Origin of the sequence: Photobacterium frigidiphilum (assembly GCF_003025615.1) — a bacterium.
Taxonomy (GTDB): domain Bacteria; phylum Pseudomonadota; class Gammaproteobacteria; order Enterobacterales; family Vibrionaceae; genus Photobacterium; species Photobacterium frigidiphilum.
This window is the reverse complement of record NZ_PYMJ01000048.1, coordinates 1-21950: the sequence shown is the minus strand read 5'-3', so window position 1 is coordinate 21950 and position 21950 is coordinate 1. Positions and strand designations below refer to the sequence as shown.

The window sequence follows — 21950 nt, the reverse complement described above, 5'->3', positions numbered from 1 at the left end:
ACTTCCCTGACAACAAAAAAAACGTAACAACCTATTTTAATAGGCAAATATTATGTAGTGCATTATTTAATCGTAATTGGATGTAACTCAATATGTGCTTGCTTGGTCTTTTCATTACATTCTTTCAATGTCGCGAAGAACAATTTAGTGTTATTGATAATTTCAACCAACGAAGAAACCGATTCATGTTCAATCAACATAGATACCGGTGCAATCTGCTTTCCGTTCGCCTCAAAACAATTCTCTAAATGCTCCTTCAAAATATAAATAACACCAGGCTCAGTCTTAACTGACTCATCAAACATCTTCGAATCAAAACCATGCTCGTGTAACAATATATTGAGTAAGTCATATAAACGCTGTGTATCGTTTGCTTTAGCCTGATAACTCAGCGATAGGGTATAGAGTTCATTCAGCTTCGCTTCCAAGTCCCCACCTTTACACTGACCCGCTAAAACCATTCGCTTAATGTCACCCTTAATAACTTTGTATTTAGGCTGCTTGAGTTTGGGTTTGAGGTATTTACAAAGAAGCGTGTTGCGCTTAGCCAAAGGCACAAAATGATCATTACTTGCTACTTGGCCATACAGGTGCAACAAACTATTTTCGATCACATCAGAGAGGAGTTGGTGATAATTTTCTTTAGACAAAACGATGGGTACTCATAACAAATGGAATTCAACCTACAAGGAGAAATGGGGGCAATCTCCTCAAAAATCAATCGATACAAAACTAGCATCATGGCAAACGGAGAAAAGTGATCGTTTTAGGGGGTTGGGGTTAAAAATGCGGTTAAACGTAACCTGGCTTTTTGATAACAACTTAGTCACAAAAAATGTGGATAATTTTGGCGTAGTGAAGAGGTAGTTTTGAAGGGTAGGGGGCATGATTTCAATTGGACAGTGTTCGCCGGTGATGATTATGTACATTATGTAAAATGCGGGCGTTTTAGTGAAAATTAACTGTCACAACGGTAGCTTGATTGAATTTCACCCCAAAACAGCAAGTGAATTGTCCTCGATATCAAAACAGTGACTTAAAGAGAAAGAGTAGGGTAGAATACGCGACGGGTGCTCTTGGATATCTGTCAGGAGCATAACAACAGTTTTGTGAATGTCAGATAGATGAAAGCCCCGTTAATTTTTCAATCAACGAGGCCAACAGATGTATCTAGACAATTCTGATGTTAGCCTCTCTTACCAAAGAGGGCAAGCTATGCTGAAAAGAAATTTCCCAATACGTTTATTGATAGTGTGTTTCACACTTTTAATAGCACTGGCGCTGGTCAGAGATGACCTCTGTTCCATCCAATACCAGGATGGAAAGAAACTCTTTAAGGCCGTCTTGTCCTACGAAGTAAGAGACTAGCCTAAATGGTGGGGTTCGCCCCACCATTTCAGGTTTTGTTTGGTAACATTGCCAATGAGCACCCAATCTTTCTTCAGCTACATCGAAATATTTCACCTTATGCCCCGAGCTAGCAAAAGGATATCGTCCATATCTGATTTATATCTCGCTTTATAAGCCCCAATATTTCCAAAATCACCAAAAATAGCTTTTCCAACATCGTTGGATAACTCACACGCGGTATTATCAACACCAAGTTCAACAAAAAGATTCTGAAATACTTCAAAAGCTGAGTCATGATTAAAAAAAACAGAACAATCTTTATCTGCATAACGTAAAACTTCTTTTAATACATAACTATCAGATATGAATTTTTCTTGATAGCCATAAATATGGTCTATCAAAAAATTAAAGCTTTGAGGTTGATATAGCACTGCAATATCTAACCAACGAATAGCTGATATTTTTTTTGTCACCACAAAATGTACCAAAACCGAACATATTATAAATAATCGGTTACGGGCCTTATCATTGTAGATTTGTCTATCAGCTAAAGAAATTAACAAGACGGCCAATTCACTAGATACTTTTGATTTAGTACCATATCGTAGCTCTAAAAGGTTAGTTACACCTTTTAATAACGAGATAAGACGAGGTCTCCAAACACTATCAGCTAAACTGAAATTAGGTTGTGATAATCGATCTACTTCCAGTAACTGACGGCTTTCAATTTTAGGCAAATATTGCTTAAAAATACTAAGAGCATCATCATCAAGCGAGTCCCAATCATGACTGATTGCTGTAACTGCTATTTTATTACTTTTAATCAAGTAGTTAAGATTATTGTTATTTTCAAAACCGAGGAGATTCGCATATAAATCAGCCGCGTCACGCCCACTAATTAACTTTTCCCCAAAAACATAATCTATCGCATGAATTAAAAATTTACGACGAGTTTTAAGAATTTTAGACATACTTTTATATTCCGTACTGACGCCGCCACTCAACATCAGCCCTTATATAAAAGCATTAAGTTGAAAATTTAAAATTCAGCTATTGTCCATGTGGCTCGGAATAGGTTGCTGTTCCCCATAACTTTATACTGCCATAAAGTTATGATAAACAGCAACAGATTTTATATAAAATGATAAATACGGTTTTGTCGCAGAGTTTAGTCTAACTACACGCGCACTGATTTTCAGATGTAATTAGGCTGCTAGCGCGTAAAATTCATCCCAAACAGATAAACATTCAGGGTTGTCGAGCTGTCCGTTTTTAATCATCGACCACAGCTCCACGCCAGCGAGTGTGGCCTTTGCTCCTTCGTCTGATTTCCATCCTAAACATTGATTCATTTTACCTTTCACCCTGCGGTGGCTTTGCTCGACGATATTGTTCAGATACTTGATTGAAAGGATTTCAATTAAACTTAGCATGTGCCCGTTATTCCAAAGCTCAACATTGATATGATGCAGTGTTAACGCGTTGGAATGGCTGCCGTCAATAACCACTTTCTCTGGTATTCCATGTTGACAGATGGCCTTTTGGAAAAAGGCTCTAGCCGCTTTTTCATCCCGCTTATCACGCAGTAGAAAATCAATCACATCACCGTGCTTATCAACGGCCCGGTAGTAATATTTCCATTGGCCTTTGACGTTGATATAGGTCTCGTCCATCCGCTACGAAGACGCGACTGCCTTTTTCACCTGTCGGGCACGATGTTCTAGCAATGGCGCATATTTGATGACCCAGCGGTTCAATGTTGAGTGGTCAACATTGATACCACGCTCTGCCAATATCTCTTCAATTTCACGGTTGTTCAGCTTGTATGTGATATGTTAAATAGGGTCTAAATCGGGAATATTTACTGACGCGCTACGCTTGTCGGTCACGATGCCACAACGAACGCAACACAGTTGCTTGTTCATTGTCACATCGCAACTTAACAGTGATGTTGAAGTACAAAAAAACCCGCACTAAGGCGGGTCAAAAATATTTTTTTGTTCAGTTAGTCTTTCTTGCGGTTGTTACTGAAAATGTTGATGCTAATGTTTCCGATCGAAATCTTGACACTAACAACCCACACTAGAGCAGCAATCAAAGCACAAATGACAATCGTTGAATCGATAATCACTGAGCACTCTCCAATATTTGGAGCCGTAGCGAAGAATCAACTTCTAACCGAATTGAAGCTTTGCAAGATGTACTAAGTTGAGTACAGCATACGACTGTTAGATTTATGAAATCCATTCTATAGGCTAGAAACTGGCTACCACACCAGCCGAATGGGACATAAAGGGCAGAACATAGTCCCACCCTAACAATGCAAAAGCATTGTTAGGGTGTCTAGAATCATAATGATGACTTACTTAGCTAAATGATTATATGAGAGAAATGTATTTTTTGGTAGGTCATATTCTCCAGACACAAAAAAACCGCCGTTTGGGCGGTTTCTTTGTATCTGATAGTCAAGCCGTGGTAGGTGCTTAACTAAAATACTGTACTCAACTTAGCAAGGTAAGCATATGACGGAGGTGTCAATATGTCAATATCCGACACCGTCTGATTTTGACTTTATACCGTGGGACTAGTTATCCATTAGGTTGTACTAACTACCTAATGGTGATCCCGGGTATGTCACTCGCTTCTGGCTCTATATCGACGGGCGGCCTGACCAACGACTCGAACAGCACCTTTCCAAGCACATCAATAATGATACAAATCTGAATGATTTCATCATCTAACCCCGCGCTCACTGCTAATCTTTTCGTTACCCAGTTTTTCAATGTATTTCGCTATGTTGCCATCGAGTGCCTGGCGTAACGCCTTGTTCTCGTCGCTTAACGCATCCACCTTAGACAGCTCACCCCGTAATACTGACTCATTCACCTTACTGTCAGTCAGTTCATTACGAACAAGGGTTATAGACTCGGACAACGTGTTATTTGTTTGCTTTTGCTCAAGTAGTTGAGATTCAATATTAGTTAACAATCGCTCTGAGGCTTTCAACTCTGCATTGGCGCCAGCCAGGCTTTGCTTGGTTTCATCATGGCGTGACAACTCAGCAATCAGCTGTGCTTGAGACGTTGATAGTTCAGTCTTCGTATCATCCAGTTGCTTGACCAATTCACTCAATTTATCATTGGCCGCCTCTAATTGTGCCGTTGTGCTGGCTAATGACTGTTTGCTTTCGTCATGTTTTGCCACCTCAGCCATGAGCACATCTTGCTTATTCGCATACTCGACCTGTAACGCCTCTAAGACTTTTTTAGTCTCACGAAGCACAGTATTGACTTGCGTGATTTCTTTGCCGTGCTGCTCAATGGTATTGTGCGCTTTCTGCTGTTCGCGGGTAAGTTCAAGCTCACTGGACGATAGCTGCTGACGAAGGGTTGCCCGTTCATCGATGTGGGTTTCACGCTCACTTTCTAAATGCAGTATCCGTTTCTCAGCATCAATCAGTCGTAGCTCCGTGGTTTCAGCTTTAGTAAGCACCTCTTGAGCGAGTAGTTCTTGAGCCTCTATCTCGGCCTGACTTTCAGCAATACTTTGATCAATACGTTCTGTTGCCGCTTGCTGTGCTGCCGTCCAGATCGTTTTTAATGCAACCTGCATAGCATCAGATGCACTAGCAGGTAGCACCAATTCATCAGGTAAAGCCGCCTCTTTAGCCAGCATACCCGCCTCTGATTGCTCCCAATTCTTTAGGTACTTTTGAATAGTGGTGTAACTACCTTCACCAAGGGTTTTGTGCAGCTTGAGAACCGTTGGCCACTCACCTTGACCAACAATGCGATTCGCCAACTCAAATACTTTCTCTTCCTTTACTTTAGCCGCTACCATCAAAATCCCCTTAGTAAGAACAACCCAATCAACTGTTTTCATTGTATAAAAAAACAGCATCAGTGTAAACATAATAATTACGGTATTTACTGTAATTATCGTAATTACAGTAAATACCTACAAATGTGACCCGTTAAAATGATAAGGAGGGATCCGCAATCAGATAATATTTGATTGCGATGGTGGCGAACAATTAACACCGCACCTGGACCCATTAGCAGGAAAGTGTACCAATGATTAATCATTAAATTTCAATTGGTTACTTATCGACTGGTACATTTCAACACCAATATTACCAGCCGACTTACCACAAACAGCCATCGAAAAGCTCAAAAGAGCCGTTTTATTCGTAGAGCCATTCATCCGCTTCTTCAAACATTTCTTCCAATAGTTTGCCGACCGCTTCTTTCTCACCTTTTGATGCACTTAACACGGTCAAATTGTTATTGTTCCCTTTGCGTAACCGAATGTGTGTCTCAGGCCACCGAGCATGAATGCGTCGAGTAAACTCATTTTCTAGTTTGGTAAATCCATTTTTCGGTAATCCTGTTTTATTCACCATAAGTTCAATTTTCATATAACACCTTCAATTAATACTGTATATAACCACAGTGATTATATATACAGTATTATTAAACGCAACAGCTCCATGTCACATCTCATACGTCTAAAAGTGATTGATTTGGCGTGTTACAGTGTCACTTTTACTGTCATATCAAATGATCTTCACTGATCAAAAAGATCATAGGCAAATATAAACACGCCTACACTCTTATATGGGGTTTGAAGTCCAACGGTACGAAAAGTTACTCTAAGGAAATACGATTCAGAATATCTCAGGCCACAGGGCATTACATATTACCAATATTGACCTGATTTTTATCGAAACATACCATGGAAAGAGAAATATTTATGGATTCGTATCTAACTGATTTTAAGTAAATATATGCAATTAATTATTTAGTTTTTACTAAATAATAATCCGATCATGGAGTGCTGGGTTTAACTGCTTTCGAAATCGTTGAGCGGCTGCATTTCAGGAGGCGCTGTACCTGTGACCAGCTCTTTCCTTCATTTATTAACAAACAGATATTTTGTCTCAGATCATGATCGGGCTTTCGTCCCTGATATTTACCCAGTGTTTTGGCATTGGCGATCCCCTGAGCCTGCCGCTTTCTTCTGGTTTCATAGTCATCTCTTGCCATCGCGGCCGCGAGATCAACCATAAACTCTGTCAGTACCCTAGCAATCATTGTACTTTCTTCGGAATCTGTCAGCACACCATGGGTCATCGGCTGATCAATAACCACAATATGGATACCAGCATCTATTAATTGGCCCTTGAGCACCTTCCACTGTTCGTAGGGCAACCGAGATAACCTGTCTACCTTTTCTATGAGAAGTACATCCCCAGGGTGAGAGTCCTCAATCAGACGTACTAACTCCGGTCTATCTATTTTCGCACCTGATTGGTTCTCAACATAGTAGCTGGCTATTCGTACACCTTTTTGTTGAGTAAAATTCAATAATTCCATTCTTGCGCGATTGGCATCCTGTTCATCCGTTGATGCTCGCATATAGGCTCTGATGAACATGTTTCTCCTGAATGGTTCGCTTAAGGTATGGTTTTTGATAGTGGTTCGGGAAGGGTTTGTTGTCAATATATTGCGAACCACTTTGAGCGGTAATGCAGACAGTTCGCGTAAGGTAGACCCTATTTGCACTTGGAATGTCAGTACAGAAAACCCGTTCAACGTTAATCCGCTTCTTATTACCAGAGAGAACAACTCAGCTCTTACATGTAAGTTCAATATGAGTGCATTCAATTTCCGAATCTAAAGAAAATACAACCTCATCAAGCTTTTCTAAACAGTAGTTTGGGCAAAACGCTACTGTTAATGAATTGATGAAAATATAATTATAAGGGTCACCACACACAGAACACTGAAAGCTCTTTAGAAGTTGTGGTGCCGTTTTTCGAATAGCCATATCTATACCTCCAATGTCAACTGTATGCATATAAATGTACTCTATATTTGCCTATACTGTTAAAAATACCGCGTTGCATTAAGTGCCGGTATACAAAAAATAGTTGGGCGCAACAGCTGACTTTATACTGGTAAACTTTATTTTAACGACGCGAATCTAAAATTCGAGTGACTGCAATGGAAGTTAAATGAAAATTAGTGATTTGGCGAAAGCAGCTAACGTCAATGTTGAGACCATTCGCTATTACGAGCGCCGAGGGTTGATCACCCAGCCGTTAAAACCTGAACAAGGGTACCGGGAATATTCCAAGATACCCCTTGAGCGGATTCAGTTTATCAAGCGGGCCCAAGAGCTTGGCTTTACACTGGAGGAAATTGCCAATCTGCTGTTACTGGGAGAAGGGCACTGTCTGTCAGTACAAGAAATAGCGGAGCATAAGCTGGCCAGTGTCAGAGCTAAGATTGCCGATCTGAACCGCCTTGAAAGCGTACTGGATAACCTAGTAACGCAATGCAAGTGTAATCCCTCAGAATCATCTTGCCCCATCGTCGAAACACTCCTTCCCAACGATAGAAAATAAACTTGACTCCGTATCAAGGTACGGAGCTTAGGCTTACTTTACTGATAGAGAAGAGATGGAGTAAGTCATGGAAAATAAGACAACTAACGTTCCCCTTATCGGAGGCGTGGTAGCCGCTATCGGCGCGGGTCTATGCTGTGCTGGCCCTTTGGTGTTGCTACTGCTCGGCATCAGCGGCTCTTGGGTCGGAAACCTAACCCTGTTTGAACCTTATCGCCCCTTTTTTATTCTGGCTGTCATTGCCTTGTTTGGCTGGGCTGGCTGGAAGCTCTATCGTCCTCAAGCGGAATGCCAGCCAGGGACTGCCTGTGCCGTGCCACAGGTACAAAATCGCCGCAAAATAATGTTTTGGCTGGCTGCCGTGGTTGCTCTTATTTTAGTGACCAGTAATTACTGGGTGTTATGGATTGCCTAAAAATGAAAGGAATAGGTGAATATGATGAATAAGCTTTTACTTATAACAGGATTGTTCCTGGCGACATTTGGCGTGATAGCCAAGCCGCAGACAGTCACCCTAGAAGTACCAACCATGAATTGCCCTGTTTGCCCGATTACGGTGACCAAGTCACTGGAGAAAGTGAATGGCGTCACAGACGTTGAGGTCATGTTCGAGGAGCAGCAGGCCCAAGTAAGCTATGACGACGAGATAACCAATACTAAGGCCCTAATCGACGCCACCACGAACGCCGGTTATCCCTCATACGTGAAAGAGTAGATAGCCATGAATAGACAACACAAGTTACTGGGGGTAGGTATAGCCGGAACAGTTATTGCTGCATTGTGCTGTTTTACCCCTGCATTAGTTATATTACTCGGCGTGGTTGGTCTGTCTGGATGGCTGGGTTATCTAGACTATGCGCTGCTTCCTGCGCTGGCTTTTTTTATTGGCCTGACCGCTTACGCCTTATATCGAAATAGAGAGGATCAACAACAGCCTGATTGTTGTTCTCCTAACCAACAGAATGGAACAAATAAATGAATAATGATCAATCTGCCATTAAAGGTGAAGGTGTGACAGTCAATCAATCAATCAACATCATCCTGTTGCAGTGATGATAAGGCTAAGCGTAATGGTAGCGATGACTTTCACGTTGCCATTATTGGCAGTGGCTCGGCTGCTTTTGCCTGCGCAATTAAAGCCGCGGAAGGCGGTGCCCGAGTAACAATTATAGAAGCCGGTGAAGTCATTGGCGGCTGCTGCGTCAACGTAGGGTGTGTGCCATCAAAAATCCTGATCCGTGCTGCACAGCTTGCCCAGCAGCAACGCAACAATCCGTTTGCCGGTCTAGAAAACCAGACTCCATTACTAAGTCGCTCCTTGTTGGCAAAACAACAAACGTCCCGGGTTGACGAATTAAGGGCCGCTAAGTACCAAAATATTTTAGATAACAACCCCGCCTTAAGTCTAGTAAAGGGGTATGCACGACTTAAAGACGCGAATACGATCCTCATCAATAAGGCTGACGGCTCAGAGCAAGAGCTCTATGCTGACAAGATTTTGATTGCGGCTGGTTCAACATCAACCATTCCCCCCATTGAAGGTCTCGCAGATACGCCTTATTGGACATCCACCGAGGCGTTGTTTGCCGAGCAAACGCCTGAGCATTTGATTGTCATCGGCTCATCAGTCGTAGCACTGGAAATCGCCCAAGCCTATCGCCGTTTAGGCAGTGAGGTGACGATCTTGGCACGCCACACGTTGCTTTATCGGGAAGATCCTTTGCTGGGTGAAAAGCTAACCGAATGCTTTGAAAAAGAAGGCATACAAGTTCTCAATCATACCCAAGCAGCAAATGCCTCGTACGATGGTCAACGATTCTTCCTCGAAACCAATGCTGGCACCTTAAGCTGCGACCGATTGTTGATTAGCACTGGACGCCATGCCAACACGACCAAACTTAATCTTGAAGCGATCGGCGTGGACATAAATAAACAAGGTGAGATTATGGTCAATGACCGCATGGAAACCAGCATTGCTGGCATTTATGCCGCCGGTGATTGCTCTAACATGCCGCAATTCGTCTATGTCGCTGCGGCGGCTGGCAGCCGTGCCGGGATCAATATGACCGGCGGGAATGCCAAACTGGATCTATCTACCATGCCTGCCGTGATCTTTACCGATCCCCAGGTGGCTACCGTTGGATTGACCGAAGAGCAAGCCAAAGCGCAAGGGATAAATACCGATTCTCGTGTTCTAGAGATGGAAAATGTCCCGAGGGCATTAGCGAACTTTGAAACCGACGGCTTTATCAAGTTAGTGATAGATACCGACACAGAACGATTAATTGGTGTTCAGCTTCTCGCCCATGAAGGGGGAGAGATCATCCAGAGCGCCGCGCTGGCTATTCGCAATAACATGACAGTGAAGGAGCTAGCTGAACAGCTGTTCCCTTATCTCACCATGGTTGAAGGGTTAAAACTGTGTGCCCAGACCTTTAGCAAAGATGTAAAAGAACTCTCTTGTTGTGCGGGTTAGCGAACAAATAGTGTATTGATGTCAAACGAGGGTTGAATATGACAATTTCTATGATCAAGCTTCCCCTGGCAACGTCTGTTGAAGGTCGTTACCCAATGACGATTTCAACCCTCGCGAAAGCGGCTGATGCCTCGATTCATACCGTGAGAAACTACATGGCCGAAGGATTAATTGTGGCCTGTTCAAGAACACAAGGTGGCTATTGGTTGTTTGATGAACCCGCCCTTAACCGCTTAATATTGATTAGGACAGCGATGGTCGCAGGCTTAAGGTTACAAGATATCAAACCACTGTTAGCTGCGCTTGATCCCCAAGACCGTCGGAAAATCAATCGTGAAAAGGTGCTTATCGATGCGCAGATAGCACAGAACCATCAGCAGCTCACCCAGTTGTCCCAACTTCTGGAGCATATTTAGAGAAAGGGGGTACATACCCTTCCTCAACCTCAACGACAGGTGTAATAATACAGCAGGAATCGCAAGTATAAGCGCATTCTCTGGCGGATTGGTGCCTTTTTTCTCCCCTTGTACGCTTCCGCTGCTCCCCGATTATCTCTTATTTATTGCGGGGAACGCGCAGTCAGATAAACAGCCACAGGTTATGATAAGCAATCATTAGTCGTGTTTGGTGTTCTGAATAAAAAGTATGTTGCCTCGCTTGCACCTCGATGATTGAAATACTACGTAACCTCCACTTAAGATCAAGCTATAACCAATTTAAACATTGTGAAGCTAAAGGATTAGCATGCCGATTGAATTTCTGAGCGAAGAACAAAAAAATCAGTATGGTTGTTTTACTGGTGAACCTAACGACACGCAGTTGGCTCGCTACTTTCATCTCGACGATACCGCGCTAGCGCTTATTAATAAACGGCGCGGTGATTACAATCGGTTAGGGTTCGCTTTGCAATTAACGACAGTAAGGTTTCTTGGTACTTTTTTACCTGACCCAACAGACGTACCAATCAATGTACTCAATTTTATCGCACAACAAGTTGATACAGGGACTGACAATTTAGAACAATATATGAGTCGTAAGGTGACTCGTTATAGCCATAGTACTGAGATACAAAGCTTTTACGGTTATCACGAATTTAATAATGCTCATTGGCGATTTCGGTTAACACGCTTACTGTACTCACGTGCCTGGATCAGTAATGAACGTCCTAGCCTAATGTTCGATTTTGCTACGGCATGGCTGATTCATCATAAAGTACTTTTACCGGGTGTTTCTACTTTATCTCGATTGATTTCAGAGATCAGAGAAAGAGCAGTTAATCGCTTGTGGAAGCGGCTGGCATCACTACCAACCGAAGAACAAAAAGAAAAATTAGAGGCATTACTTCAGGTGCCAGAAGGTCAACGGGCTTCCCGTTTTGATTACTACCGCAAAGGGCCGGTAACAATCAGCAGTCCGGCATTTATTACCGCATTAGAACGCTATATTGAGCTAAAAAACTTCGATTTAAACAACATTAATTTATCTCATATACCGCCAGTAAGGCTAAAAAATTTAGCTCGTCATGCCGGTGTCATATCAATGCATAAAATAGCCAGAATGCCAGATGAAAAACGAATCGCTATTTTGGTGGCTTTTGTGAAAGCTTTTGAAGTGATGGCTCTTGATGATGCGTTAGATATTCTCGACTTGCTTATTACAGGAATAGCTGGAGAAGCCAAAAAGCTTGGTCAGAAAAAACGATTAAGGACACTGAAAGACTTAGATAAATCTGCACTGGCGTTAGCTGCAATTTGTGCGTTGATCTTGAATGAAAATACCGATGATAGTCAGTTAAGAGACGCTATTTATAACAAATGTCCGAAAGATAAATTGGCGCAATCAATTGCAACGATCAATGCAATCGCCCGTCCGTCTAGTGACAATTTTCATGATGAGATGGTCGAACAATATGGAAAAGTTAGACGATTTTTACCAAGACTCCTTAAGGACATTGTTATTAAAGCGGCTCCTGCCGGAGAAATTACACTTGAAGCGTTCAATTATCTTGCGGAGCTTGATAATTCACGTAAGCAAACATTAGATAATCCACCGCTAGAAATCATTACTTCCCCCTGGAAACGATTAGTTTATGACAAAGAAGGTAAGGTAACAAAGCGCGGTTACACGCTATGCTTTCTTGATAAATTACAGGACAGTTTACGAAGGCGAGATGTCTTTATCGAAAATAGTGACCGTTGGGGGGATCCTCGGTCTAAATTGTTGCAGGGAGCCGAATGGCAAGCAAACCGAATTCAGGTTTGTCGCTCATTAGGCCACCCAGTTCAAGCCAATGACGCTATTATTGCTTTAACACGTCAACTGGATGCTGCTTATAAACAAGTTGCCGCTCATTTTGACGATAATGACGCGGTCAGACTCGATCATTCCGGTAAACACCCAACCTTAACCATCACCAATCTAGACAAGCTTGATGAACCGGCCAGTCTTACCCTACTTAGTAATCAAGTTTCACATTTATTGCCGAATGTTGACCTGACTGAATTACTATTGGAAATACATGCACTTACTGGCTTTCTTGATGAATTTACTCATGTAAGCGAATCCAATGCGCGAGCAGATGATTTAACGACTAGCGTTTGTGCCGTTCTTATTGCTGAAGCCTGTAATATTGGGTTGGATCCATTAATTAAGTCTCATATTCCCGCATTGACTCGTCATCGTTTAAGTTGGGTTAAACAAAACTATGTTCGAGCGGAAACATTGGTTAAATCAAATGCTCGTTTAGTTAACCATCAGGCAACACTTCCTCTGGCAAAAAAATGGGGCGGTGGAGACGTGGCTTCCGCTGACGGTATGCGCTTCGTCACACCAGTTAGAACCGTTAATGCGGGGCCGAACAAAAAATATTTCGGTTCCAGCAGAGGTATCACCTGGTATAACTTTATTTCTGATCAATTTTCAGGGTTTCATGGCATCGTCATTCCTGGAACGTTAAGAGACTCTATGTTTGTTTTAGAAGGACTTCTGGAGCAGCAAACAGGCTTAAACCCAACAGAAATCATGACCGACACGACAGGAACCAGCGACATAGTGTTCGGTTTGTTCTGGTTGTTGGGCTATCAATTTTCTCCTCGTTTGGCCGATGCCGGTGAATCCGTTTTCTGGCGAATTGATAAAGAAGCGGATTATGGCGCTCTCAATGATTTAGCCCGTGGTGTTTTGAACCCACAAAAAATCCATCAACATTGGGATGATATGATGAGGATCGCGGGATCATTAAAATTAGGCACAGTACAAGCTTCAGAACTCATTCGTTCGCTACTAAAAAGTGATAGACCTTCCAGTTTAGCTCAAGCAATCATTGAGGTAGGACGGATCAATAAGACCATTTATTTGCTTAATTACATCGACGATGAAGACTACCGTCGACGAATATTAACGCAACTTAATCGTGGCGAGGGACGGCACTCTGTTGCTCGTGTTATTTGCCATGGTCAACGCGGAGAAATCCGTAAGCGATATCGTGAAGGACAGGAAGATCAACTAGGCGCACTAGGCTTAGTAACCAATGCCGTTATTTTGTGGAATACCATTTACATGCAATCCGCATTGGATCACTTACAACATTCAATTGAGATAAAAGAAGAAGATAAAGCAAGGTTATCTCCCCTTGGGTATGGTCATATCAATGTGTTGGGGCATTATTCTTTCACTTTGGCGGAACAAGTAATGAAAGGAGAACTGAGACCTCTAAACCAGTCTTCTGGCTATATTGATACTCCTTAGAGTAACTTTTCGTACCGTTGGACTTCAAACCCTTAGAAAGACCAGAGATGAACGAACCAGCGACACGACCAGTAACTCAGAAAGTGATCGTGAATCACAAGCCTTGCAAAAGCAATTCAACGAATCGGCCAACGTGCTCAAGAACTACGATTTAACCGACAGCAGCAGCGAGACCCGGACCAAGACCGATACCGCCTTGTCGAATATCGGGGACAGCCTGCGTGACACTGAATCACTAGGGCTCACGGCACACACCGAGTTCAGTAAATCCCAGTCACTCAACCGTCAGGCTGATAAAGTCGAGGATGTCAGCAACGGTGTCTCGTTCAACCTCATGCCCGATTTTCAGTCCTACATGAAACAAGAGAACCCCGAACATTATGAAGGGATCATGTACGGCAGTACCGAATCATTACGTGAAGAGCGAGCGGGCTATGTTCGACAGTTCATGAATGAGCCGGAAACACAGGCCAAGCTTGAACGCTACACAGATGACAGCCTGCCACAAACAGAAAAAGACTTAGTGAAAAATTTTGACCAACAAACGGGCGAACTGGCACTGACACCGGCGCAACGAACCGCCCAACAACAGCAATCAGGGGAATTGCAGACCCGTCATGATGAAGGGGTCGAGCTCATTATTGAAGGAAAAGGCGTACGGGAATACTTTGATGAAAACAAGTTCAACACTATCGACAGAGAAGTACATGAGAGTATTAATACAACCCAAGAAACAGTAACCGATAATGCCGTTCAACATCCGTCACCGGAGCCTGCACCTCAAAAAGATATTGAGGCAGTCAACGACAATGTAGAGCCCCAATCTCAACCGAACACTCACCCAGCAATGGGCAGGGGATCACGATAACCATTAACGTTTGAGGAAATAACCCGCTTTTTTAAAAGCAAATGGGATTGTTCGAAGCAACATCACGGCAAAGCAAAAAACCATCCATCCTATGGCTATTCCAGCATGGTCACTCAGACTTCCAGGTAAGAAAAAAGTTACTATAAAACCAATGGCCATAACAAGCATCAATCCAGTGTGCACTTTTGCATGATTGATCGTTTCATCCACCTGTTCATTATATTCCTCAGTCGCCGCCATTTTTTCAGTCTGTAACGTTGCAGACTGAGTGGCATCCACCGCTAGAATTTTATCGATTTCACCATCCGAGAACCCCGCTTCTGACAGCGCTTTGACTTTCGCCGTAATGGAAACAGCCGTTGCTTCTTGATCGCCCTGGTCAAGGGCGTTTTTCTTTGCCCGCATGGCAGCAGCCGCCAGCAATGTGTTATCGGAATCGCTCATGAGAACCTCACTCTAACTTGATGATTTATTAACAATCATTATATCACACGGTCAATATTTAACCTTATTTATACTGGTTTTATGATCAGTTAATCACAAAAAAAGGCTCACTATGTCTTGCGTTAAACGCTTACTTTTCATCACCTTTCTCGCGCTTGTCACACCCTTGCACGCGGCCTCCATAAAGACCCATCTGGACAGTATAAATAGCCCCGCCCCCACGGTACGGGCTGTCGCTGAAACCTACCTAAACGGCATTGTGGATGCCAGCATGTATATCAATGCCCTATTAGGTGCCAACAACAAACCACGGGCTTTTTGCTTGCCAAGCAAACAACCCCTAAACCGTCAACGGCTCGCTGACATCATTGCTGATACCTATCACAACGCGCCCACGGACAAACAAGACCCCACACTCAATACCGGGATGATAGCCATCATCGGTTTGACGAACACCTACCCCTGCAAAGGAGACCAGCAATGAGTAATCAACGGCCTAAAAACAGCAACTACACCCGTGGCGGGCAAATCACTTTCCACAATATCACCATGTTCTTTCAAATTAATGCCAAGCTCGTTCGCTGGATGGGGTACGGCATCCTCCTGCTCACCGCCCTGCTGTGCTTTACCTTCATCGACCAGGACACCTTAAAAGGCACCTATTACTACTGGCGTTACAGCATGGTCGGCAAAATAAAACCCGATACCCACGAGGTCTTCACCCTCTGGCAAGGCGTCACTTATAAAAGCACCTTGGGCCAGCAACGGCTAAACCCTGTATTCATTGACGCCAATCGCCAGTTTTGGCTGTCACTGCAGCTGTACCTTCTTGCCAGCCTGATAAGCGGCCTAACGGTCTTTAGCCTTGCCATGCGGTATTTCAAAAAGAAAGGGGATGAACAAACCGACGACCACTTCATTCGTGGAATACAAATAGCCACCCCGCCCGAGCTGGCCAACATCCTCAAGAAAGCCAATAAACAGTCAGATTTCGCGCTCGATGGGCACAAAATCTTCAAGCAGCACTTTGAATGCCAGCACCTACTGTTCGACGGCACCACGGGATCAGGCAAATCGGTGGCACTGCGCAAGTTTCTGCGTTGGATTAAAAATCGAGGCGATAAAGCCATCATTTACGACAAAGGCTGTACCTTCGTCAGTAAATTCTACAACCCGGAAACCGACATCATTCTCAATGCCTTTGATGAACGCTGCGCTTACTGGGATGTATGGTGCGATGCCAAGGATGCCACTGACTTTGAAAACATGTCAGCCGCGCTCATTCCGATGCACGGCGATGGCGATCCGTTTTGGGTGCAATCTGCCCGCACGATTTTCACCTCCACCGCTTACAAGATGGTGAATGAGCCAAACCGGACGACTGAACGCCTGCTCGAACTCATGTTGACCTCAGAGCTGGAGTCGCTCAGTGAATACCTTAAAGGCACGGAATCCGCGTCACTGGTCTCGGATAAAATCCAAAAAACAGCGATATCCATCAAATCGGTATTGGCCGCCTACATCAAATCCCTGCGATTTTTAGAAGGACTCGATAGGAAAGATGATCAAGGCAACCTAGTACGCCCACGATTTTCTATTCGGGAGTGGGTGAAAAACAAAGATGAAAACGGCTTCCTGTTCTTGTCCAGCAACGCCCAACAACACGCCTCTTTACGCCCATTATTGTCCATGTGGTTATCCATCGCCTCCACCTCCATCTTGGAGCAAGAAGAAGATCACGACCGCCGGATTTGGGTGGTCATGGATGAAGCCCCGAGCTTGCATAAACTGCCGGAGCTGGCCGAGACCATTGCCGAAGTGCGTAAATTCGGTGGCTGCTATGTCATTGGTATTCAGTCCTTTGCCCAGCTTAAGAAAATCTACGGCACCAATGCAGCACTGGAAATGTTTGATTTGTTGAACACCCGCTTCTTTTTTCGCTCACCGTCCAACGAAATGGCCAAGATTTCCTCGCAGGATTTGGGGGAGCAGGAAATGGACATTTCTAAAGAGAATTACAGCTACGGTGCCCATGCCATGCGTGACGGTATTTCGCTGGGACACCAGACCATCACCCGCCCTGCAGTGACCCCCTCAGAAATCATGCAATTGGATGATTTACAGTGTTGGCTTCGCAGTCCAGGGGATTTCCCTATCACCAAACTCGATCTCAAGTTCGACAAAATGCGCTCAATCTGCCCCCCGTTCATTCGACGTGAATATGCCTCGTCAGAGACCATGCAGTCTATCGAACACATGCTGACCTATTGCCAAATCAGTGCGCTCAACCTGCTGCCACCGGATGATCAAAACAAGTTGATGTCAGTACATACTGAGCAATTTGACGATGACACTGAACGTAATGCAGAAGAAGAACGGATGAAGACCACCATTGACAAGGCCAAGGCTGCGAAGAAAAAAATGGCTGAAAAGAACAAGAAGCCATCCTCTGATAAACAAGCCGAGAAGAAAGCCAAAGAGAAGGAGCAAGCAGACAGTGAAGCGGTCACCGAGCAATTGTTCCAGGAAGAGCAAAATATTAACGAACCAGAGATTTTCTGATAACGAGTAAAAAGACAATGAATGCAACTGACATAAAAGCCGACGCTGCTGGCCTTGTCTGGTTGATAACCCGACACCTCCCGACAAAGACACGGCTTACCGACAACCAAGGGGATCACGTGAAGCCATATCAAAAAAACGACGACATCATCGAGCCCAAAATTAAACCGCTCGTAGATACCATGAATGACACCGGCCTTAAATGTCGCACTCGCGCCGATACTGCTATATCCATCAAACGACAACAGCGCCTTGCCTACCGGAAATACCTATCTCCAATGCGTTTCAGGCGCCATCTCACACAACCCAAAGCTAACCATCACCAACCACGGAGCCCCTATGTCTACCTACGCCATGAATGAATACCTGACGGAAATGTTTTTCTGCATGAGCAGGCTGGCACTCTGTTACTTTTCTGTGCTGTTCGTCATCATCACTTTTATCTCGAAAAAACGTACCCATATTGTCCAGGCCATTGTGCTGGCCGGCATTGCTGTCTACAACAGCTTTTCAGCCATCCCGGTTTTCACCTATCTATCTGTGTTTATCATGACCCTGTTATTCCTTCGCCGATCATTCGACATCGTCGAGGCGGGCAATTTCTTTAACCTGCCCGCCTTTAAAATAATCTTGTTCATCAGCACGGTAATCATCGCCATATGGGGCATCATGGGCCTGGGCTTGCTTGGCTTCTTCATTATCTATATTCTCAGAATCGACCCAATGTTTTCCCTTTAACAACGAAAAAACAGGGCTCATCTCTGACACGACTTCCTTGCAAAACGTCTCATCAAAAAGACCGACACAAACAAAGCGATCGAACATCAATACGTCAACCCCATCGCACGGCACCCAACTACCAACCTCTTCCATGGAGAGCCCATGTCTATCTACTCTATGTATTATTTCTTTTCTGATATTTCTGATTACATTAATGACCTCATGTTATTCAGTCTCTCGCTATTATTTGTTGTCACATCCTTTATATCGAGGAGGCTTATTCACATTATCCAGGCGATTGTATTGGCCGGGATTGCCATCTACGACAGCTCTTCGGTTTTTCCGGTAATTGCCTACCTGTCGATGTACATCATGAGCCTGTCGGGCATTATGCGGTCATACGGACTCCTTCGACGTGGCATTATCACCAATCCGTTAACCATTAAGTCTCTTATGTGGCTGACCATGTCAGTAACCATCATCTGTTGCACTCAGGTGCTGGTTATGATTATGTTTTATGTTGTTTCTGCTCTCAGAATAGATCCCGTCTTCGACCTTTTCAGTGGTGCACACAACTGCCTCTGACATCAGCTTCAACGTTTACGCCGCACCTTCGAACCAGAAAGAATCAAATAGACACACTTGCCCCGGCGCCGCCCAAAAAACCACAGCAGAACACAGAATATTGCAGCAATTATCAAACCCACACTCTTTAAGAAATCTTGGGCTTTCTCATAATTAGAAAAAATTGCCAAGTCCTTGAGATACTTCCCATAAAAGTCAGAAACCCGGGTCCCCTGCTCATGGTAACCGAGGTAATCAGACCACGCTTCGATCCCCAGCCAGATACAGTCAGAGGTACAAAACCGCGGAGGCAGCGCCCTGCCGGTATCCCCCTGCTCTACGTACCAGCTTGCCAGTATCAGCGACAGGGTTTCCGATGTAGGATCGGTTTTGAGTCTTTCTATAATGTCGGCAATCTCGTCAGGCCCTATCCGGTTATGGATCATCAGGTATTCATAATAGGAATCGGCAACCAGGCTATTTCCCGGCAAGGCATTATAGAGCCCGACAATGTATGCCTTGTTGGCTGACAAGCGATAAACCAGTGCCTTATAGATAGACAAAACGGCATCGGCGCCATAACGGGTATAGTAGGTTCCATCCAAAGACCGGACATAAAACGCATCATTGATATCGGCGAGCTTTCCCCTGTTGTCATTTTTTGTCGTTTCAAGGTAATAGACCTCCCCGTCACGACCGGTCCAGGTGATAAAGGCATGGCCGGGCGAATACATCATATACGGATCGAACCCATGCATTCTGGCCACATCAACAATCAGGAAGGCATTCAGGTCGCAATCCGATCGCTGCCGGGCGTAGCTATTGGAAACGTCTTCCGAAACTTCGTAGTCAAAGTGCTCACCCACAACCTGATTGGCGCACAGGAGAAAGTCACGAACCTGTTGATACTGAAGGCATTGTTCATCCACCCACTGAAAGTAGGCACCAATATTTACCCTGGCCTTGTTGGCCGCCTGTATATCGGCAATGCCATTCTCGACATCAAACCTGACCATTCGATAAGTCAGCGTTGATTCATATTTTGACAAGGCACCTTTATTAACCTTTAAGGGGTCATCTACCGCTGTTTTCTCTGATCCACCCAACACGAACCAGACAGCAACACAGGTAACCAGTGCCATTGCAGTGGCTGTTGCCAAGCCTCGATTCATCCCTATTTTTTTCATTACGTACCACACTCCTCCGCCCAACCCTAAGAATTGTACAACGTTTCAGAATGGCAAGACGACCCGATAACAATCTAACTGCCTATCCCAAAACACAATATTCACAACCCCGAAAAAACATTTCCTAGATGCATCTATTTTGCATAACAGCCTATCGCCCCAAGGAGCACCCGATGTTATCAATCAGTCCCATGTCACAAAGCGCCGGTGATGCGGCCAGCTATTACCTTACCGAAGAAAAACATCACGACCTACCTGACGTCTCATTAGAGGTCGATACCCAATCCCCCGAAAAAGAAACCAACTACTACCTCAAAGAGCAGAGCAGCGAGCCCAATACCCAATGGTTTGGCAAGATTGCCGAACAAGAAGGTATGCTGGGCAAGCCCGTTGAGGAGAAACAACTGGAAGCGGTATTATCTGGCCACCTCAACGGCACCACGGTGCACGGCAAACGGGAAAACCACCGTAACGGGTTTGATTTCACCTTCTCAGCCCCTAAATCAGTCAGCACCCTCGCGCTCGTTGGCGGTGATAAACGTCTGATAACCGCCCATGATGACGCCGTTAAATTCACCCTGTCCCACATGGAAAAAGACGCGGCTCAGGCCAAGTACACCGATGAGCAGGGCAAGACCGCCTTTGCCAACACCGGCAACCTGCTCTTTGCCATGGTTCGCCACAAAACCAGTCGCGAAGATGAGCCGCAAATGCATACCCATGCCTTAACCAGCAACATGACCAAAGATGAACAAAACACCCTGCGGGCATTGGCGTCGTGCTTCAAGCAGCAAGGCGGAGTGATTAACGGCACCAATGAGCGGATTTATAACCATCAAAAATACTATACCGCCCTGTATCAAAGTACGCTGGCACGAAGCGCAGAAACGCTCGGCTATCAGACACGTTCTATCGGCAACAATCAGTTTGAAATCGCGGACGTGCCTGAAAGCTATCTCAAAAGCCAGTCAACCCGCAGCCAGCAAATTAATGAACACGCACGCAGCATCGGCATGGATTCACAAGCCGCCCGCGACATGGCCGCCAAAGGCACCCGAAAAGGCAAATCCTACGCCAGTGACGCCACTCTGATGGAAAAATGGCAAGGCGATGCCAAAGCCAGCGGTTTTGACATACAAGCCTTTGTCGCCAGCAGTTATGCCCGCGCCAATAGCGAGGCACCCAGTCAGAGCTTAAAGCCCGCCGCCATGGATGCGGCCCACCGTGCTATCAACCACCAAAGCCAGACCCGCAACCAGCTGGGATATGAAAAACTCATCGAATCCGCCGCGACCCAATTTACTCAGGGAGAAAAACTCGATGTCATCGACATCAAACTGGCCGTCGATACCCTTATTTTGCAAGGCCACCTCATCGGCCTGAACGACAGCCAATCGCTGTTTACCACCCAAACCATGATCGACAACGAGCAAAAGCTGATCGCCAGCACCCAAGGACAAAAGCGTCACTTGCGCACTCTGGTGAATACCCAAAGTCTGGAGCAGCAAGGACTCAGCGCCGACAACCAGGATAAAATCAATACCCTGTTTGCCAGCCGCAAACAAACCAACATCGTCAATGTGTTTGGCCAAAGCCAACAGATCGCCAGCGCCCTGCTCCATG

Annotated in this window: 21 protein-coding genes and 1 pseudogene; 14 read left to right on the top strand and 8 right to left on the bottom strand. The window is 44.7% G+C overall.

The window, feature by feature from the left end:
• Positions 1-62: 62 nt before the first annotated feature.
• Complete coding sequence (locus tag C9J12_RS26890) at positions 63-650, bottom strand: DUF2913 family protein (protein ID WP_107245857.1); 588 nt, start codon at positions 648-650, stop codon at positions 63-65.
• Between the two features lie 514 nt (positions 651-1164).
• Between C9J12_RS26890 and C9J12_RS26880 the strand changes: the two genes are divergently transcribed.
• Entirely contained in the window at positions 1165-1368 is a 204-nt protein-coding gene (locus tag C9J12_RS26880) for a Hok/Gef family protein (RefSeq protein WP_322348891.1), read from the top strand.
• A gap of 92 nt (positions 1369-1460) precedes the next feature.
• Here C9J12_RS26880 and C9J12_RS26875 read toward each other — a convergent pair whose 3' ends face one another.
• From C9J12_RS26875 to C9J12_RS26855, 5 genes and pseudogenes are all read right to left on the bottom strand, one after another.
• On the bottom strand, positions 1461-2321 hold the full coding sequence (locus tag C9J12_RS26875; RefSeq protein WP_107245852.1) for a hypothetical protein: 861 nt from the start codon (positions 2319-2321) through the stop codon (positions 1461-1463).
• Between the two features lie 234 nt (positions 2322-2555).
• Positions 2556-3182 (bottom strand): annotated as a pseudogene (locus C9J12_RS26870) (IS6 family transposase).
• A gap of 901 nt (positions 3183-4083) precedes the next feature.
• Complete coding sequence (locus tag C9J12_RS26865; protein ID WP_170111896.1) at positions 4084-5190, bottom strand: DNA-binding protein; 1107 nt, start codon at positions 5188-5190, stop codon at positions 4084-4086.
• A 343-nt stretch (positions 5191-5533) separates the two neighbouring features.
• Positions 5534-5767 carry a DinI-like family protein gene (locus C9J12_RS26860; protein ID WP_107245844.1) on the bottom strand — a complete coding sequence of 78 codons (234 nt, stop codon included), beginning with the start codon at positions 5765-5767 and terminating at the stop codon, positions 5534-5536.
• 409 nt (positions 5768-6176) lie between these two features.
• Positions 6177-6785, bottom strand: coding sequence for a recombinase family protein (locus C9J12_RS26855; RefSeq protein WP_107245841.1), 609 nt, complete (start codon positions 6783-6785; stop codon positions 6177-6179).
• 581 nt (positions 6786-7366) lie between these two features.
• On the opposite strand from C9J12_RS26855, the gene merR reads away from it, so the two are divergent.
• From merR to C9J12_RS26805, 8 genes are all read left to right on the top strand, one after another.
• Positions 7367-7759, top strand: a complete 393-nt coding sequence (gene merR, locus C9J12_RS26845) for an Hg(II)-responsive transcriptional regulator (protein ID WP_107245836.1) — start codon at positions 7367-7369, stop codon at positions 7757-7759.
• A gap of 67 nt (positions 7760-7826) precedes the next feature.
• Positions 7827-8174: a mercuric transporter MerT family protein gene (locus C9J12_RS26840; protein WP_107245833.1), complete on the top strand. Its 348-nt coding sequence runs from the start codon at positions 7827-7829 to the stop codon at positions 8172-8174.
• A gap of 21 nt (positions 8175-8195) precedes the next feature.
• Positions 8196-8474 carry a mercury resistance system periplasmic binding protein MerP gene (gene merP, locus C9J12_RS26835; RefSeq protein WP_456107141.1) on the top strand — a complete coding sequence of 93 codons (279 nt, stop codon included), beginning with the start codon at positions 8196-8198 and terminating at the stop codon, positions 8472-8474.
• A gap of 6 nt (positions 8475-8480) precedes the next feature.
• On the top strand, positions 8481-8738 hold the full coding sequence (gene merF, locus C9J12_RS26830) for a mercury resistance system transport protein MerF (RefSeq protein WP_107245831.1): 258 nt from the start codon (positions 8481-8483) through the stop codon (positions 8736-8738).
• 42 nt (positions 8739-8780) lie between these two features.
• The gene (merA, locus tag C9J12_RS26825; RefSeq protein WP_107245828.1) at positions 8781-10235 is read left to right on the top strand and encodes a mercury(II) reductase; all 1455 of its coding nucleotides are present in this window, start codon (positions 8781-8783) and stop codon (positions 10233-10235) included.
• Positions 10236-10273: 38 nt separating this feature from the next.
• A complete protein-coding gene (locus C9J12_RS26820) occupies positions 10274-10651 on the top strand; it encodes a MerR family transcriptional regulator (RefSeq protein WP_107245825.1) in 378 nt (125 codons plus the stop codon).
• 328 nt (positions 10652-10979) lie between these two features.
• A complete protein-coding gene (locus C9J12_RS26810) occupies positions 10980-13982 on the top strand; it encodes a Tn3 family transposase (protein ID WP_107245821.1) in 3003 nt (1000 codons plus the stop codon).
• 103 nt (positions 13983-14085) lie between these two features.
• Entirely contained in the window at positions 14086-14850 is a 765-nt protein-coding gene (locus tag C9J12_RS26805; protein ID WP_193944712.1) for a hypothetical protein, read from the top strand.
• 3 nt (positions 14851-14853) lie between these two features.
• Here C9J12_RS26805 and C9J12_RS26800 read toward each other — a convergent pair whose 3' ends face one another.
• Positions 14854-15294, bottom strand: a complete 441-nt coding sequence (locus C9J12_RS26800; protein ID WP_107245819.1) for a hypothetical protein — start codon at positions 15292-15294, stop codon at positions 14854-14856.
• A 112-nt stretch (positions 15295-15406) separates the two neighbouring features.
• Between C9J12_RS26800 and C9J12_RS26795 the strand changes: the two genes are divergently transcribed.
• The 4 genes from C9J12_RS26795 to C9J12_RS26780 all read left to right on the top strand — a co-directional run bounded on the left by C9J12_RS26795 (position 15407) and on the right by C9J12_RS26780 (position 19161).
• Positions 15407-15778, top strand: a complete 372-nt coding sequence (locus tag C9J12_RS26795) for a hypothetical protein (protein WP_107245816.1) — start codon at positions 15407-15409, stop codon at positions 15776-15778.
• Positions 15775-17856 carry a type IV conjugative transfer system coupling protein TraD gene (gene traD, locus C9J12_RS26790; RefSeq protein WP_107245814.1) on the top strand — a complete coding sequence of 694 codons (2082 nt, stop codon included), beginning with the start codon at positions 15775-15777 and terminating at the stop codon, positions 17854-17856. Before C9J12_RS26795 ends, traD begins: the two co-directional genes overlap by 4 nt.
• A gap of 186 nt (positions 17857-18042) precedes the next feature.
• Positions 18043-18594, top strand: a complete 552-nt coding sequence (locus C9J12_RS26785; RefSeq protein WP_193944711.1) for a hypothetical protein — start codon at positions 18043-18045, stop codon at positions 18592-18594.
• Positions 18595-18738: 144 nt separating this feature from the next.
• The gene (locus tag C9J12_RS26780) at positions 18739-19161 is read left to right on the top strand and encodes a hypothetical protein (RefSeq protein ID WP_107245811.1); all 423 of its coding nucleotides are present in this window, start codon (positions 18739-18741) and stop codon (positions 19159-19161) included.
• Between the two features lie 8 nt (positions 19162-19169).
• Here the strand turns inward: C9J12_RS26780 and C9J12_RS26775 are convergent, their stop codons facing one another.
• On the bottom strand, positions 19170-20327 hold the full coding sequence (locus C9J12_RS26775; protein ID WP_193944710.1) for a hypothetical protein: 1158 nt from the start codon (positions 20325-20327) through the stop codon (positions 19170-19172).
• Positions 20328-20500: 173 nt separating this feature from the next.
• Between C9J12_RS26775 and mobF the strand changes: the two genes are divergently transcribed.
• A partial coding sequence (gene mobF, locus C9J12_RS26770; RefSeq protein WP_146150119.1) for a MobF family relaxase occupies positions 20501-21950 on the top strand: 1450 nt, incomplete at its 3' end.

Coding starts and splice junctions, on each gene's coding strand:
- C9J12_RS26855 (WP_107245841.1), bottom strand. CDS start 6,785: ATGTTCATCAGAGCCTATATGCGAGCATCAACGGATGAACAGGATGCC.
- C9J12_RS26880 (WP_322348891.1), top strand. CDS start 1,165: ATGTATCTAGACAATTCTGATGTTAGCCTCTCTTACCAAAGAGGGCAA.
- merF (WP_107245831.1), top strand. CDS start 8,481: ATGAATAGACAACACAAGTTACTGGGGGTAGGTATAGCCGGAACAGTT.
- merP (WP_456107141.1), top strand. CDS start 8,196: ATGATGAATAAGCTTTTACTTATAACAGGATTGTTCCTGGCGACATTT.
- C9J12_RS26780 (WP_107245811.1), top strand. CDS start 18,739: ATGTCTATCTACTCTATGTATTATTTCTTTTCTGATATTTCTGATTAC.
- C9J12_RS26865 (WP_170111896.1), bottom strand. CDS start 5,190: ATGGTAGCGGCTAAAGTAAAGGAAGAGAAAGTATTTGAGTTGGCGAAT.
- C9J12_RS26860 (WP_107245844.1), bottom strand. CDS start 5,767: ATGAAAATTGAACTTATGGTGAATAAAACAGGATTACCGAAAAATGGA.
- C9J12_RS26795 (WP_107245816.1), top strand. CDS start 15,407: ATGTCTTGCGTTAAACGCTTACTTTTCATCACCTTTCTCGCGCTTGTC.
- C9J12_RS26785 (WP_193944711.1), top strand. CDS start 18,043: ATGACACCGGCCTTAAATGTCGCACTCGCGCCGATACTGCTATATCCA.
- C9J12_RS26775 (WP_193944710.1), bottom strand. CDS start 20,327: ATGAAAAAAATAGGGATGAATCGAGGCTTGGCAACAGCCACTGCAATG.
- merR (WP_107245836.1), top strand. CDS start 7,367: ATGAAAATTAGTGATTTGGCGAAAGCAGCTAACGTCAATGTTGAGACC.
- C9J12_RS26875 (WP_107245852.1), bottom strand. CDS start 2,321: ATGTCTAAAATTCTTAAAACTCGTCGTAAATTTTTAATTCATGCGATA.
- C9J12_RS26810 (WP_107245821.1), top strand. CDS start 10,980: ATGCCGATTGAATTTCTGAGCGAAGAACAAAAAAATCAGTATGGTTGT.
- C9J12_RS26820 (WP_107245825.1), top strand. CDS start 10,274: ATGACAATTTCTATGATCAAGCTTCCCCTGGCAACGTCTGTTGAAGGT.
- C9J12_RS26800 (WP_107245819.1), bottom strand. CDS start 15,294: ATGAGCGATTCCGATAACACATTGCTGGCGGCTGCTGCCATGCGGGCA.
- C9J12_RS26840 (WP_107245833.1), top strand. CDS start 7,827: ATGGAAAATAAGACAACTAACGTTCCCCTTATCGGAGGCGTGGTAGCC.
- traD (WP_107245814.1), top strand. CDS start 15,775: ATGAGTAATCAACGGCCTAAAAACAGCAACTACACCCGTGGCGGGCAA.